Source organism: Ancylomarina subtilis (assembly GCF_004217115.1).
Lineage (GTDB): Bacteria > Bacteroidota > Bacteroidia > Bacteroidales > Marinifilaceae > Ancylomarina > Ancylomarina subtilis.
In genome coordinates, this window is sequence record NZ_SHKN01000001.1 from 557,921 (window position 1) to 573,177 (window position 15,257).

The 15,257-nt window shown below is 36.4% G+C and carries 16 protein-coding genes and 1 riboswitch; of the genes, 8 read left to right on the top strand and 8 right to left on the bottom strand.

Going from position 1 to position 15,257, the window contains the following annotated elements:
* Positions 1-23: 23 nt before the first annotated feature.
* From EV201_RS02310 to EV201_RS02335, 6 genes are all read left to right on the top strand, one after another.
* Complete coding sequence (locus EV201_RS02310) at positions 24-422, top strand: BlaI/MecI/CopY family transcriptional regulator (protein ID WP_130305786.1); 399 nt, start codon at positions 24-26, stop codon at positions 420-422.
* Entirely contained in the window at positions 409-2,673 is a 2,265-nt protein-coding gene (locus EV201_RS02315) for a M56 family metallopeptidase (protein ID WP_130305787.1), read from the top strand. Before EV201_RS02310 ends, EV201_RS02315 begins: the two co-directional genes overlap by 14 nt.
* A 138-nt stretch (positions 2,674-2,811) precedes the next feature.
* Positions 2,812-3,168, top strand: coding sequence for an arsenate reductase family protein (locus EV201_RS02320; RefSeq protein ID WP_130305788.1), 357 nt, complete (start codon positions 2,812-2,814; stop codon positions 3,166-3,168).
* A gap of 222 nt (positions 3,169-3,390) precedes the next feature.
* The gene (locus EV201_RS02325) at positions 3,391-4,188 is read left to right on the top strand and encodes a metallophosphoesterase family protein (RefSeq protein WP_165389564.1); all 798 of its coding nucleotides are present in this window, start codon (positions 3,391-3,393) and stop codon (positions 4,186-4,188) included.
* A gap of 58 nt (positions 4,189-4,246) precedes the next feature.
* Positions 4,247-4,846, top strand: a complete 600-nt coding sequence (locus EV201_RS02330) for a hypothetical protein (RefSeq protein ID WP_130305790.1) — start codon at positions 4,247-4,249, stop codon at positions 4,844-4,846.
* Positions 4,847-4,996: 150 nt separating this feature from the next.
* Positions 4,997-6,010, top strand: a complete 1,014-nt coding sequence (locus EV201_RS02335; RefSeq protein ID WP_130305791.1) for a tRNA dihydrouridine synthase — start codon at positions 4,997-4,999, stop codon at positions 6,008-6,010.
* A gap of 252 nt (positions 6,011-6,262) precedes the next feature.
* On the opposite strand, the gene EV201_RS02340 is transcribed toward EV201_RS02335, so the two are convergent.
* Positions 6,263-7,441, bottom strand: coding sequence for a twitch domain-containing radical SAM protein (locus EV201_RS02340; RefSeq protein ID WP_130305792.1), 1,179 nt, complete (start codon positions 7,439-7,441; stop codon positions 6,263-6,265).
* 170 nt (positions 7,442-7,611) lie between these two features.
* Here EV201_RS02340 and EV201_RS02345 point away from each other — a divergent pair, with 170 nt between their 5' ends.
* Positions 7,612-8,085, top strand: coding sequence for a superoxide dismutase [Ni] (locus EV201_RS02345; protein ID WP_130305793.1), 474 nt, complete (start codon positions 7,612-7,614; stop codon positions 8,083-8,085).
* 66 nt (positions 8,086-8,151) lie between these two features.
* Here EV201_RS02345 and EV201_RS02350 read toward each other — a convergent pair whose 3' ends face one another.
* Both EV201_RS02350 and thiD read right to left on the bottom strand, forming a co-directional pair.
* Positions 8,152-8,622 (bottom strand): YciI family protein, encoded by a 471-nt coding sequence (locus EV201_RS02350; protein WP_130305794.1) that lies wholly within the window; start codon positions 8,620-8,622, stop codon positions 8,152-8,154.
* A gap of 60 nt (positions 8,623-8,682) precedes the next feature.
* Positions 8,683-9,489: a bifunctional hydroxymethylpyrimidine kinase/phosphomethylpyrimidine kinase gene (thiD, locus tag EV201_RS02355; RefSeq protein ID WP_130305795.1), complete on the bottom strand. Its 807-nt coding sequence runs from the start codon at positions 9,487-9,489 to the stop codon at positions 8,683-8,685.
* Between the two features lie 88 nt (positions 9,490-9,577).
* A riboswitch (TPP riboswitch) is annotated at positions 9,578-9,673 on the bottom strand.
* A 132-nt stretch (positions 9,674-9,805) separates the two neighbouring features.
* Between thiD and EV201_RS02360 the strand changes: the two genes are divergently transcribed.
* Positions 9,806-10,459: an aspartate kinase gene (locus EV201_RS02360; protein ID WP_130305796.1), complete on the top strand. Its 654-nt coding sequence runs from the start codon at positions 9,806-9,808 to the stop codon at positions 10,457-10,459.
* Positions 10,460-10,532: 73 nt separating this feature from the next.
* Here EV201_RS02360 and EV201_RS02365 read toward each other — a convergent pair whose 3' ends face one another.
* The 5 genes from EV201_RS02365 to cobT (EV201_RS02385) form a co-directional block, all read right to left on the bottom strand.
* Positions 10,533-11,264: a tetratricopeptide repeat protein gene (locus tag EV201_RS02365; protein WP_130305797.1), complete on the bottom strand. Its 732-nt coding sequence runs from the start codon at positions 11,262-11,264 to the stop codon at positions 10,533-10,535.
* Between the two features lie 254 nt (positions 11,265-11,518).
* Positions 11,519-12,049: an alpha-ribazole phosphatase gene (gene cobC, locus EV201_RS02370; protein ID WP_130305798.1), complete on the bottom strand. Its 531-nt coding sequence runs from the start codon at positions 12,047-12,049 to the stop codon at positions 11,519-11,521.
* A gap of 112 nt (positions 12,050-12,161) precedes the next feature.
* Positions 12,162-12,920 carry an adenosylcobinamide-GDP ribazoletransferase gene (gene cobS, locus EV201_RS02375; RefSeq protein ID WP_130305799.1) on the bottom strand — a complete coding sequence of 253 codons (759 nt, stop codon included), beginning with the start codon at positions 12,918-12,920 and terminating at the stop codon, positions 12,162-12,164.
* Positions 12,921-12,996: 76 nt separating this feature from the next.
* Positions 12,997-14,034: a nicotinate-nucleotide--dimethylbenzimidazole phosphoribosyltransferase gene (cobT, locus tag EV201_RS02380; RefSeq protein ID WP_130305800.1), complete on the bottom strand. Its 1,038-nt coding sequence runs from the start codon at positions 14,032-14,034 to the stop codon at positions 12,997-12,999.
* Positions 14,035-14,154: 120 nt separating this feature from the next.
* The gene (gene cobT / locus EV201_RS02385; RefSeq protein ID WP_130305801.1) at positions 14,155-15,213 is read right to left on the bottom strand and encodes a nicotinate-nucleotide--dimethylbenzimidazole phosphoribosyltransferase; all 1,059 of its coding nucleotides are present in this window, start codon (positions 15,211-15,213) and stop codon (positions 14,155-14,157) included.
* Between the last annotated feature and the right edge of the window lie 44 nt (positions 15,214-15,257).

The window sequence follows — 15,257 nt, forward strand, 5'->3', positions numbered from 1 at the left end:
TCGTATTACAGATTCACCACAATATGAGACCACAGAAGATTAAGCCAACTGAAGCTGAGTTAGAAATTTTACAGATATTATGGACTTATGGTCCTTCTACTGTTCGTTTTGTTAATGATAAGCTTAAAAGTGAGCGAAATGTTGGATACACAACCACCCTTAAAGTGATGCAGATTATGACTGAAAAAGGCATGCTGGATCGCTATAAGGATTCACGTACCCATATCTATTCTGCTCTGGTTGAAGAAAAAGAAACTAAAAATCAGTTGCTTGATAAATTTGTGAGTACGCTTTTTGGTGGATCAGCATCAGGTATGGTTTTACAAGCTCTTGGGAATCATAAATGTAGTACTGAAGAGCTTGACGAGATAAAGAAGTTGATTGAAAGTATTGAAAAACAAACAGATCATGAATCTAAGTAATATAACTATTCATAGTTTGTCAGAAGCTTTGGCCTGGACTCTTCTCCACTCTATTTGGCAAGCAGCAATAATTGCAGGAATTTTAGCTTTAGCATTTCGATTTCTGGATAAAAATAATGCCCGCTTACGTTATGCAATGGCTAGTTTAGGTATGTTATCCATTTTTATATTTGCAATTCTGACATTTATATCAGCATTGCCTGATAAGACCTTAATGACCAAGCTAAGTCTTTCTGATCTTGATCAAGAGATTGTTTCAGATAATCCAAAATTTATTATGTCCTGGGCTTGGTTTAAAAGCCTCTTGCCTGTTGATGTCCTTTTCCCAATTCTCTTAAGAACTTGGCTGGTTGGAGTCACTCTCCTTTCTCTAAAAATGGTGATGAATTATATAACTGCTCTTCGATTAAGAAAGCATAAGGCCTTTCAGTTAAATGGAAAGCACATGGCTTTGGCATCTGATCTGTTAGAGCGTTTTAATATAAAGAAGAAAGTTATATTCCGAGAATCGGCCTCCATTGATTCTCCATCTTTAATCGGGTATTTTAAACCCGTAATCCTTCTGCCCATTAGTTTAATTAGTGGGATTCCTGAAAATCAACTTGAAATTATAATTGCGCATGAATTGGCCCATATTCGTCGTCACGACTATTTGGTTCAGTTCATACAAGGCATTATTGAGATATTATTTTTCTATCATCCTATGGTTTGGTGGCTATCTTCTGTGGTTAATACCGAAAGAGAACACATTTGTGACGATCTGGCGGTAAAGGTTTGTGGTGAATCCTTAACCCTAATTAAAGCCTTAAATAATATGGAAAGTATCAGAAAGAAGAAACCTGAATTAGTATTGAGTTTTTCAGGTAAAAAAGCGAACCTATTGAATAGAGTTCGAAGAATTGTAATGCCTGAAACGGCAAAACATCAGGGATTGGAACGAGGTTTATTGAGTGCATTAACGGTATTTGCTTTGTTTGGTATGATTCTTTTTTCGAATCTGGCAAATTCTGAAAATCAAGTTGTGCCCAAACCTGTAAGTTCAACAAACTTAACGGCTGGTGATATCGATGGATCAGAGATGTTTCAAGCCTCTCCCATTGTTTTTGTTCCGCAAAAGAAAAAAGAAAGGAAAAAAGCTATTCCTAAAACGGCTAAGGCGCCTGCACCCGTTAAGCCAGTTGCACCAGAAGTACCCGATCTTCCTGATTTGCCGACTGTTTTGTCAGATACAATTAAGGAAGTTGAAGAGGTTATGGAAATTCAGAAAGAAGCTTTGGAAGAGGCTCTTGAGGAATTGGAGTCGGTTGAAATTGAGATAAATGAAGAAAGCTTGAAGGACCTTCAAGAGGAGTTGGAATCAATTGATGTTGATATTGAGAGAGAACTCATAGAAGCTCAGGAAGAAATCGAAAACGAATTGAAAAACTTTGAGGAAGAGCATCAAAAAATATCTTTTAAGGATATTGATGAAAATCCAAATCTGAGTCAAAAAGAAAAAGATGAATTAAAGGCTAAGATAAAATCGTCATTAGAAAAGATCAATTCGAAAGAATTTCGTCAGGAAATTCGTGAAAATCTGGAACGTAGCAAAAAAAGCATTCAGCGGCAAATAGAGAAAATGAAGTCCGGTAAGTTTAAAAAAGATTTGAAAATACAGAAAGAAAAGATCAAGGAAATGATCAAAAAGTTTGAATCTCCAGAGTTTCAGCAAAACTTGAAGGATAATATTGAAAAGAGTCGTATACATATTGAAAAATGTCTAGAGAAGAAAAAGGGTAAGAAGAGTAAAGTGAAGATTGATTCAACTCATATGCCTCTTTGTATTCTTGATGGGATTGAAATTAGCCAGCTCGAATTAAATAAGCTTGATCCGGATGCCATAGAATCCATTAACGTTTTAAAAGATGAAACCAGCACAAGCATTTATGGTGAGAAAGGAAAAAACGGTGTTATCTTAATTGATTCCAAGAATAAAAAAAGCCAAAAGAACATGGCGAAAAATAACAAGAGGATTAAAATAAAAGGCAAAACGAAAAATGCCCCAATTTATATTATTGATGGTGTGGAATTCTCAAAACAACAGGCGATTAATGATATTGATCCCAATAATATTGAGTCGATAAACGTTTTGAAAGATGATTTAGCAATTGATAAATATGGCAAAAAAGCAAAGCATGGTGTTATTGAGATTGTGACAAAAAGAGAGGCTCCCCAAACGCCTAGCTTGAATGACTATATGAAAAATAACTAGGCATTTATTTGCGTTTCGAATATTAAAAACGACTCCTATGAGTCGTTTTTTTTATTATTTGGCAAGTCAACAGAATTGATGCTCTAGTGTTTAAAATATAATTTTCTTAGTTTTGAATTTCATAAAATAAACACAATCATGACAAATAAAATTTATTACCTATCTACCTGCTCCACCTGTCAAAGAATCATGAAAGAGCTGGGTATCGACGAGAATTTTGAACAGCAGGATATTAAAATTGAAAATATAAGTGAACCCGATTTAGAGATGTTTGCCAAGCAGGCTGGATCTTATGAAGCTCTTTTCAGCAAGCGTGCTATGAAATATAAGTCTATGGGTTTAAAAGAAAAGAACTTATCCGAAGACGATTACAAACAGTTGATGCTTGACGAATATACTTTCCTGAAACGCCCGTTTATCCTTATAGATGGAGAAGCTTTTATTGGGAATTCTAAAAAGACAGTCGAGGCTGCTAAAGCTAAACTTGGTTTATAATAAAACCCATTTTATTTTGAAATTGTCCTGTTGCCATTCCAGCTTCAGGACTATTTTTTTGCTCTAAAAACGAATGCAACCTTTACCGATTCATTTTTGTTCGTTAATTAATGTTATATAGGCGGACAGAACTCATTAAATCCTTATTTTCGTCAGCCGTTCGTAATACGGACAATAAAAGATCAAAATACACAATTGATAAAGATGCAACAAAGAGAATTTGTGAAGAAGTTAGTACTGTTTGGTATACTAACACTTATTTGTTTGTTACCAGCTTGTAATATTCCTTTTGAATACAGTCCTTATGATATCATTGTTGAAAAGGAATTTCAAAATTTGACAGCTAAAAACTTAACGAAACTAAAAGCTATAGAGGCTGGGAAATCGTCTTTTAAAATAGCTCTTATTTCTGATACCCACACATTTTACGACGAATTTAAAGAAGCTGTTGAAGCTATCAATACTAGGGATGATATTGATTTTGTCATTCATGCTGGTGATCTCACTTTAAGTGCCCTCCACAAAGAATTCACTTGGTTTAACGAAATAATGGGAACTCTAAACAAACCGTTTCTCACAGTCATTGGAAATCACGACCTCCTTTCGAATGGGAAAGCGATATATGAAAAATCGTTTGGTCCAAACAACTACACCTTCACCTTTAGAGGATGTAAGTTTGTGATGTTCGACAATAACATATGGGAAAATAAAAATAATGACCCTGATTTCGAGTGGTTTAAAACAAACTTGAAGAATGATGGAGATTACAGATTTGTTATTCCGGTGTCGCATATCCCACCCTGGGCAGATCAGTATAATCATGGAAATGAACATGTGTTTAATGAGATGATGGCAGAAAATAACATTCAACTATCATTACATGGACATACCCATAGTTTTTATCATGGCAAACGATACGATCAGGTAGATTATCTGGTTATCGGAGATATTGCCGATAAGGCCTATGCTATCATAACGATAGAAGAAGATTCATACAGTATTGAACAGGTGTCTTTTTAGTGGTTACATCCAATTAGCTCGGTAATATTGAGTTGATGTTAGAATATATGAAAACAAAATGATTAAGAAATTCACGTATAGCATTCTTATTTTTACACTTTTGTCGACGATTACTAAAGGTGCTGAAAATCTGAAAATTAAAAATGATTCCATACAGCGAAAATGGTATGTCCCTCAAGCTGCAAAAATTCAACATGCAGGTAATATTGGTTTTATGTCACTTGGAGCCACTTATTATCTGGTTGACGATTGGTATCAATTGTCAATCATGTATGGGATGGCTACTGATCATACAGAGGCCAAAACGCTTAATACTTTAGCTTTAAAGAATACATTTCTGATTAAGAAGTTTCATTATAACGATTTTGTCTTGAGTCCTCTGGCAGGCTTAAGTATTAATTTCGGATCGACTCATAACACATATCGTAAATTACCCGATTATTTTCCCGATAAGTATTATTTTCAGAATAAGATTCACTTTACTCCCTTCGTAGGTGGCATGATTTATCATCCCTTGCCATTTAAAACCATTAAGGGGATTGATTTCTATTCTGAGGTGGCAACTATGGATAATTATCTACTTGAAGCAATTCGAACTGATTACGTGAAATTTGATGATATCTGGAATATTTCTTTAGGGCTAACCCTTTACTTCTAGGGTGATATAGAAATTCAAGTTACAATTTAATTAAAATATAAGGTCTTATTTCCCAAAGTTCTATACGACTAGGGAAATAAGACTTTTTGCTTTTGAGAATTGATTTAAAAGTTTTAGATTTGCAATCCTTATTAATTCTAAATAAAAGCAATGCAAGCTAATTTTTGGCACGAACAAAAAGCGCCTTCTTTTTCCCTGGCCCCTATGGAGGATGTGACCGATACAGTCTTTCGGGAGATGATTCTGAAGAATTCTGAACAAGATAGGTTACACCTTCTGTTTTCGGAGTTTACTTCAACGGATGGCATGTGCCACGAAATTGGCCACGATAAGGTGAAGCATCGACTTCAGATCAATTCAAGTGAAAAATTACTTTTGAAAGAGAAATCGGTGAAACTGATTGCTCAGATTTGGGGAAAAGATCCGGAAAAATATTACAAGACGGCTCAGTACATTGCTCAGGAAACCGATTTTGACGGGATTGATATCAATATGGGCTGCCCCGTAAAGAATGTTGTCAAATCAGGTTGTTGTTCTGCTCTTATACAAGAGCCTGAGCTTGCTAAAGAAATTATATTGGCTACTCGTGAAGGATCAAATTTACCTTTGAGCGTCAAGACTCGAATAGGGTTTAAAGAGGTTGTGACCAATTCATGGGTATCTCATTTGCTTACTATGCCTATTGATGCGCTTATACTTCATGGTCGTATCCAAAAACAAATGTCTGATGGACTGGCAGATTGGGATGAAATTGCTAAAGCAGTCCAGTTACGAGATGAAATCGCCCCCAATATAAAGTTGATTGGTAATGGTGATGTCATGTCTTATCAGGATGGTTTGGATAAGGTGAATCAGTTTGGTGTAGATGGGGTCATGATTGGTCGTGGTATTTTTAAAGATCCCTGGTTGTTTAGTCCCGGTTTATCAGTAGTTGATGAAGAGCGGAAACTAAATATGCTTTGGGAACACACCGATTTATACGAACGAACCTGGCAGGGAAATAAGAATTTTGCTATTCTCAAACGTTTCTTCAAAATCTACTGCAAAGAATTTCATGGTGCGGCAAAATTGTGCCATCAACTGATGCAAACCTCGTCGGCTAAAGAAGTGAAGGAAGCCTTAGATTTCCACAAACAAAATATTCAACAGGAAGAATTGGTTTAAGCATTAAAAATTTCAATCAAATTAAAATTTTAAGAATTCTTTTTAGAGAATCCTTTCTGAGAATTGAATATTTATGGGCAATGTGTCCCTTATCTCAGGATAGCTTCAAATTATGCTGTTAAAATGGGGTTTGTGTTGATGCAAGCCCCTGTTTATAGGCTTTTTATCTGTGATTATAAAAGGACATAATTTCTGTCCATTTAGGCAAAATCGATAAAAATGAGTGTTTGAGACTAGATTTTGATAACGAAATCAGGAATTTGAATTCGTATTGTTAATTTCAAACAAGACTTTTAGATCTTCAGACGATTCTTCTCGAAGCTTATCGAAAAGTTCAGTCTCTTTTAAAAAGGCCTTCCAATGCTTGCTTAAATCTTCGGCTTGCATATATGTGATACATTCTTCAAATTGTTTCAAAACTGAAAGAGGAATCGAATTTTCATTAGCCCACAGATAAAATTTCTCAAAAGACTTGGCAATTGCATCTTTGATATGTGCAGGAATGGCTTTGGTGTTATAATAATAAGGTCGTTCGAGTATATTGATATAGAAATCCTCTTTTTGAATCACATCCAGCTCCAGACAGGTTTTGTATAATTCAGGCAAGTTAGCAATGGATAGAACGGAAATGGTTGGTGCAATCTTAAATTTGATATGCGAGAATTCTCTTATAGCCTCTCTGTTCTCCACAAATTTGACCCAATTAAACCCCTTTCGAATGTATTCTCCCAATTTCTGGTGAGCATCTATGCTTGCCAGAATCTCAACATCATCAAACTGTTTCCAATAATTTAAAATTTGATGCCCTTTGAACTCCAGAACAGAAAAGTTGGTGTTATAACGCAGACGAAGTTTAGTGTGCTTATTATCAATTAAATATTGTAGAAGTGTATAGTGTTCTTCACTCATTAAGGGTTCTCCCCCTGCAAAATAGATTTCTTCAGCCTGCAGAAGTGCTTCTCCGTTTTCTGCAATGAAGTTTTCAAAATCGTTGATATTCTGCAGTAATGCGGTATTTCCCAAACTTCGTTTTAGGGGTTTGGCCTCAGTAAACCATGATGAACTAGCACCATGCCAGCAGGTTCGACAAGCAAAATTGCATGCATTAGAAAAACGAATGTCAAAATATACGGGTTGTTGTTTCTCTTCGTAAGCTTTAAAGGCGCTAAATCGCTCGTGAGTCTCTTGTCTAATACTCTTTCCTCCTGCTTCTTCGAGTTTTAAACAAACAGCACATCGAGGGTCAGATTCCCCATTTTTAAATTTTGCCCGTAGTTTATTAATAGCTTCGTCCTGCCAAATTTCATTGAAACTTTGCTTGTTGCAATTGCCGTATGGAATATTTGCGACACAACAGGCTTTAACATTTCCTGCATTACCCACATGGTAATGAATAAAGGGCATTAAACAAAAAGGGCGTTCTGAATTCATATTGCAAAGATAAGCGAATTGCTTTTCCTCTTTGCGTTTTCATTAGCTATTTTGGTTTGTTCCACCTATTAAATAAATACAGTTTTGTCTTAATTTAGGCTTTGTTATATTTTCAGGTCTCACCTATTTAGATTAATTTTAATTAAACTTTTAAATAAAAATTAGTTGTTATGAAAAAAATAAAAGTATTGGCTCTTGTATGCCTTATGTTTATGGGATTTGGAACTGTTAAAAGCTATGCCCACTGTGAAATACCTTGCGGTATATATGATGATGCTGCCAGAGTGAAAATGATGTATGAACATATTCAAACCATTGAAAAAAGCATGAAAATGATTATTGAACTTTCTGCTTCAGAGAAACCAGATTACAATCAGTTAGTACGTTGGGTCAATAATAAAGAAGAGCATGCTAAGAAATTACAGGATCTTGCAACTCAGTATTTTATGTTTCAGCGTATTAAGCTTAGTGACGATCCGATGATGAAAGCTAAAAATATGACACAGCTTGAATTGCTGCATAAAATATGTGTCTATGCAATGAAAGCCAAGCAAAGTACCAATATGGACATGATTAAAAAATTGAACGATACGGTTCATGATTTCGATCATGCCTATTTTAGCAAAGATGAACACAAGCATTAATTCAAACTATCAAAAAAACCTCTTCGTATTGATGAAGAGGTTTTTCTATTTTAAATAAACAGCTGCTTATTCGGCGATTGATTTTTTAGTCAACTGCTCGTGAATGGTATTTATCTCTTTAACCGCGGCTGAACCATACCAAGGATGTAATTCCATGATTAATCGGCCAGCCTTGACGGCAGGGTCGCTTTCAGTCAAACGCCTGGCTGCTTCCATGCTCTCTACATTAAAAATATAGATGCCTCTAATATCACCATCATCCATAAAAGGACCGGCAAGAACCAGAGTGCCCTCCTCTGCCATTTTCATGATATTTTTAAGATGAGCTTTTTGCAATTGTGCAGCAGTAATCGAATCTTGATTTCTATTGGGGCCTCTCTTTAAAAACGCCATCACGTACTGACTCATGCCATATTGATCCGCCTTCAATTTGAGTGCAAGTTCCTGATTATATTCTTTTTTATGGGATGTTTCCTGACAAGCACACAAGCAAACGCCTGTAATGCATAGAGATAGGAGGAAATGTAATGCTTTCATTTTTCAGATTTTAAATTGTATCTGTAAGATAAGAAAAACATTTAAGGCAACCGAAAACAGTTATTTCCAATATTGATAAAAGTGATGCACGGGGCCATGGCCTTTCCCAATGTTATAATCACGTCCTTCTTTTATTGAATTTGTAATATAAAGTTTAGCGCGTTGAGCTGATTCTGATATTGTGAACCCTTTTGCCAGAAAAGAAGCTAATGCTGAAGACAAGCTGCAACCTGTTCCATGCGTATTTTGTGTTTCAATTCTTTTCGATTTCAAATCATGGCTTTGTGATGTTTCAAAATCGTATAAAACATCGATTAAATCATCCCCGGTTAAGTGGCCGGCTTTTAATAAAACAGATACCTGGTATTTTTCAGCTAATTCTTTGGCTACTCCTCTAAACTCAGCTTGTTTTTCAATTTTTCTTCCCAGCAATATTTCTGCTTCAGGCAGATTAGGCGTGATAATCCTCACTTTAGGGAATAAAATTGTTTTGAGATTATCGATAGCTTCATTCTGAAGCAATTGATTTCCTGAAGTGGCCACCATTACCGGATCAAGCACAACATTCTTTATTTGATATTTATCCAGACAGGCAGCTACCATTTGTATGATTTCAGAGGAATGTAACATTCCAATTTTAATAGCATCTGTGCCAATATCATCAAGTACAGCTTCAATTTGAGACTTAACTGTCATTGAAGGTACTGGGTGAATATCTTTTACGCCAAGTGTATTTTGTGCTGTAATAGCGGTTATTGCAGAACTGGCATAGCATTGACAAGCTGAAATCGTCTTGATGTCAGCCTGAATTCCAGCTCCTCCGCCAGAATCACTTCCTGCAATGGTGAGGACTTTATGGTATTTCATGTCTTAGTTCAATTTAGGTTTAGGAACGTTTCAGACATAAATGTTGTTGTGGGATAGGAAATATAAGATAAGAGCCTGGTTAAAAGCTCTTAAAATGAATTCGTTTTCCTACGCTGCTATTATGCATGTCAGGTTCCAGGGTTTTATCTCAGCCTGATGGAATCAAGCACCCCTAACGGTATGACAAATATATTCTTTTTATGATTAAATCTATAAAATGCTATCACATTCAATTATTTCAATAAAATTGAATTCTTATGGAAAATTCGTGTGAAAATTTAAACAATATGTCTATTTTTGAGAAAAATATATACATATGCTTAGTATTTCTCAGATCGTAGAAAAAATCATTGCACATCAACCTTTTCTTGCTGAAGCCTTGGTTGAAGGATTGATAAATGTTTCCTCACTGGCTCGAAAAATTCAGCCTGAGGTGGAACAACATTTCGGTGACCAGGTAAAAAGTGGTGCCATCGTTATGTCTATCAATAGACTGATCCCTAAGATGAAAGGGAAAATCTCACATCTTGGAGCCGAAGTGGTTGTTCGGGATATCATTGTCCGTTCACAATTGGTGGATTATACTTACAAGAATTCGAGTATGTTGATCGAGAGACATACAGATTTGTTGAGAGCTATTGGTCCAAATCAGGAATTCTTCTACACGATGGTCCAGGGGGTTTTTGAGTCGAATTTGGTTGTTAGTCAATCTTTAGCCGATCAGGTAGAAACGATTTTTGAGGAAGAAAGTATGTTGAGTAAAAGTGGGCGTCTTTCTGCTGTCACCCTTAAATTACCAGATGTGAATGCACAGCAAGCTGGTTTCTATTACCATATTCTTAAAAGTATTGCCTGGGCTGGAATTAATATACGGGAAGTAATATCTACGACTAATGAATTTACGATTGTAGTGAATGATGATGCGATTGACAAAACCTTCTCTGTATTAAAGAATTTAGGACAAAGCTAGAATATAGAAATTGAAAAAATACAAAAAAAGGGATGCTCAAAGCATCCCTTTTATATTTTGAAGTGATTGTAGTTTACAATACAGCTTTTACTTCTTTTAATAAAGAATCAACATCTTCTCTGGCAGGAGCAAGAGTTTTAGCTTTTGTGTACTGAGCAACGGCTTTCTTGTAGAAAGACTTTGCTTTTGCAATTTCAACAGCAAATTTCTCTTTTTCAGTATTTGCTAATGGATTAGCAGCAGCTTGAATTTTAGCACCTTCTCCAAAGTATAGAGAACCGAGACTAACGATAGCGTCAGTTTTCATTGAAGATTTCAATTCAATAGCTTGCTTGTATGCTGCTTCAGCATCATCAAATTTAGAAGCTTTCTGAGCTTTCTGTCCTTCAATTAAATAATGCTTGGCTAAAGTTTTAGTCAATTTCGCATTTTTTGCAGGAACAGCAGCAATACCCGCTTTTAAGGTTGCAACCATCTCGTCATATTTGTTCAGTTTTTTAAGAGCAGTTGCTTTTCTTAAATATGAACTTGATAGTTTATATTTTGCAGTAATGGCTTTGTCAAAATAGATAACAGCCTTAGCGTAATCTTTAACTTTTGTTGCAGCATAACCAACGTTATATACTGTTTTAATATCATCTGCTGCTTCAGGTAGTCTTAGGTAGTTTTCTAAATGAACGATAGCTGCTTTGTAATCTTTCGCTTTCAGTGCAGCGTTTCCGTCATTTTTCAATTGCACTGCATCCTGTGCAAATGCACCTAAAACACTCATACAAACAACTAGGGTAAGAAATAACTTTTTCATATTTTTAATTTGGTTTAAATTTTTGATCTGGGCCACAATACAATATTAATCCAATTTTCACAAGGAATTAAAAGTGTTTTGTATTCCGATCGATGTCACTTATGTTATTAATTTTGTTCTTGATTTTTCAAAAACAAGCCTAAAAATAACGATTTCATTAAATAATCAAATAAAATTGATTAAAAAATTGTTAAAAGAAGTCTGGAGCCTGATGGATCTAGACATATAATCAGGCATTAAGGCTAAAATTTAATTTAAAATTCAAGCTGGACCAACTCACCAAAACCAGCCGGAGCCTCATTAAAAGCTTCTTTCAATTGAATATTCTTATGTATAGCTTGAAGCGTTCTGATGACTCCACCATGGGTTACAATGGCGACCTGTTTATGCTCCAATTTCTTTAAATCTTCTAAAAATTGGATCACACGCTCGTGAAGCATTACAAAAGATTCACCATTTGAACATTTCTTATTCACGAAGTCTTCCATCCATTTATCCAGAAAGGGGTCTTGAATCTCATCCCATGCTTTCCCTTCCCAATCACCGAAGTTTAGTTCCATTAAACGATCATCGAAAGTCACATTTCCGCCAAATAAATCGGTAGCCAATGTTTTAGCACGGGTTAGTGGACTCGAATAATATGCGTCAAACTTCAAATCATCTATGTTCTTTTTTATTGTCTCCAGTTCTTCCGGGTATGTTTCAAGTAATTCAACGTCTTTTTGTCCGTAACAAACGCCTGGTTCAACATTTACTTTTGTATGTCTGATTAAATGAAGTATCATGTTTTTATATTTTTTTGATATGAATAGACAAAAATAGTAATATGAAATGAATTGCAGCAAAAAAGCCACCTATTGCAGTGGCTTTTGTCAACAATTTTATTTTTAATAACAATTACAGCTGGCTTGAAATGATATAAATACTCAAATAAATTACAATTTCAACCACTTGCTGTGTGGCTCCAATACAGTCACCAGTGTAACCACCTATCCATTTCTGGTAGAATCGTCCTAAGAGATATTTAGTCAGGAATGCGGGGATAATAATCAGGAAATATTTAATATCCTGTAAAAGCAGAATGGGTAAAAGACCTGTTAGCCATAAAAAGGCTTGGTTTCCCCGACTTAGCTTGTGAGCATAGTCCTTAGCCTTGGAATTATCCACACGAGCATATTCGTGACTATTGACCAAACTGCCTGCCAACGTTCTACTAAAGGAATGAGCCACAATTAAAACCACGGGTAATGAACTTGCCGAAAGGGCTTCCATACCGAAGAAACGAGCCAGAACAACAAACAGAATTCCAGAAATACCAAAAGCGCCGACCAGAGAATCCTTCATGATCTCAAGAATACGCTCCTTGGTCCAACCTCCGCCAAAACCATCACAAACATCCATAAATCCGTCTTCGTGTAAAGCTCCAGTAAATAAAGTCGTGAATATCATACTCAAAATAAGAGAAATATGAAAGGGTAAAAGCCAATGGGACAAGACGAAAACCAAAGCACTCAAACCACCGATAATAATGCCCGACAGAGAAAAATACTTGACTGCCTCGTGTTGATAGACTTTTTCAAATTTAGCCCATCTTGGAAAAGGTATTCGGGTAAAAAAAGAAAGCGCTGTGAAGAAGATATTGAGTTCTCTAAACATAGAAAGTAGATTGGCGATTAACAATTAGTGGTAAAGATAGCTCCTAACTAATTGTTAATCACTCATTGTAAATTAATTAGTCGGCATTACTAACACCAGCTTCGTCGAAACTTGCCATTTCGTTTAGGAAATTGACTGCCGATTGAATTAAAGGAAAAGCAACGGCAGCACCAGTGCCCTCGCCCAAACGCATACCCATATCCAATAAGGGCTTTGCCTTAAGCTGATCGAGCATTAACTGATGCCCTTTTTCTTGTGACTTATGCGTGAAAATACAATAATCCAAAACATTAGGGTTCATTTTAGAAGCCGCTAAAAGAGCCGAAGTAATAATGAAGCCATCCACCATGATGCACATTTTAAGTTCAGCAGCCTTAAGCATGGCGCCTGCTATCATCACAATTTCGAAGCCGCCAAAGTAAGTCAGCACTTCTTCTGCAGAATTGTTTCCTCTATATTTTGAAAGGGCACGCCCCAGAATTTCATATTTGCGTTGAAGCCCTTCATCATCCCATCCGGTACCGCGACCAACACAGGCACTTAGCTCAATATTACTAAGAAGATGTAGAATAACAGCTGCAGAGGATGTGTTCGCTATTCCCATTTCTCCAAAACCAATAATATTAGACCCTTCAGAATGAATACGTTCAACTAAATCGCCACCTCGTTTCATGGCTTTTTCGAACTCCTCAGTACTCATCGCAGGTTCGTTAAGGTAGGACTTTGTTCCATAAGCGATCTTGGCATTTAAAACACCTGAACTCTTGTCAAAATCGTAGTTTACACCTGCATCAATAATACGAATGTCAATGTCGTGTTGTTTGGCAAAAACATTAATGGCTGCACCACCATTCATAAAATTGGCAACCATTTGCCAGGTCACCTCCTGTGGATAAGGACTCACCCCATCAAGAGCGATACCGTGATCGGCAGCAAAAACCATAATCACTGGTTTTTTTAGAGCCGGGCTTAATGTGTTTTGAATGCAACCAATGTGTTTGGCCATTTCTTCCAACTTGCCTAATGAGCCTAGAGGTTTTGTTTTTAAATCAATTTTTTGCTGAAGAGCTTCAGCTTTCTCTGTGTTAAGAGCTTCTATATTATATTGAATCATAATTCGATTTTTTTTGAGTGAATATTGGCTTAAGTCAATCTCTAAGGTAGTTATTTTGCTTTAAAAGTGGACTTAGCAACAAGGCCATTTTTTTACCTTTATTTACTTTATCCCTTAATCTTATAAGGCAGCCGCCTCTTCTACAGCTTCGCTAACACCAGCTTCTTCAAAAGAGGCCATTTCGTTAAAGTATTGTACTGCTGATTTCACAAGTGGGTAACAAACCATCGCGCCCGTGCCTTCTCCCAATCGCATGCCGATATCCATAATAGGCTCAGCACCCAAATGATTGAGCATGCTGATGTGTGCTTTTTCATTCGATTTGTGGGCATACAGACAGTATTCCAAAACTTTCGGGTTGATTTTAGATGCTGCCAAGAGTGCAGATGTGATGATAAATCCATCAATCAATAGGGTCATTTTTAATTCTGCTGCCTTTAGCATTCCTCCCATAATCATGGCAATTTCAAAGCCCCCAAAGTAAGTCATCACCTCCAGAGGATCAGTAGTATTACCTGTGAATTTTGATAGGCCTTCGTTTAAAAGCTCATATTTACTCTTTACACCAGCCTGATCGAGTCCAGTACCACGTCCCACACAATCCTCAAGGGGAATATTGGCCAAGAGGCTTAGGATAAGAGCTGCCGAAGAGGTATTACCAATCCCTTTCTCACCAAAAGCAATAAAATTACAGCCTTCGTTATGACAATCTTCAATAATACCAGCCCCTTTTTCGATAGCCTCAAGGCATTGTTCTTTGATCATGGCGGACTCAAAGCGATAGTTTTTAGTTCCGTAAGCCACTTTGCGGTTGATGATATTCAATTCGGGTTCGAAATCATGATCAACTCCCGCATCAACTACCTTAAAAATGATGCCATGCTGACGCGAAAAGACATTGATAGCTGCGCCACCTTGCATATAATTGTAGAGCATTTGATAACTCACCGATTTGGGATAAAAACTCACCCCATCATCCGCAATTCCGTGGTCACCAGCAAAGACGACTACTGTTGGCTCTTTTATTTCAGGGCTCAGACTGCCTTGTATTTTTGCTATTTTACAAGCAATACGCTCTAAAATCCCCAAAGAACCTAAAGGTTTGGTTTTATTATTGGTCTTGTTTAATATGTTTTCATCTAGGTCAGTAGATAGACTTTCTATTTTAAATTCTTGCATAGGTTTAGTGTGTTTTGTAAGGCTTGCAATTTACACAAAAAGCT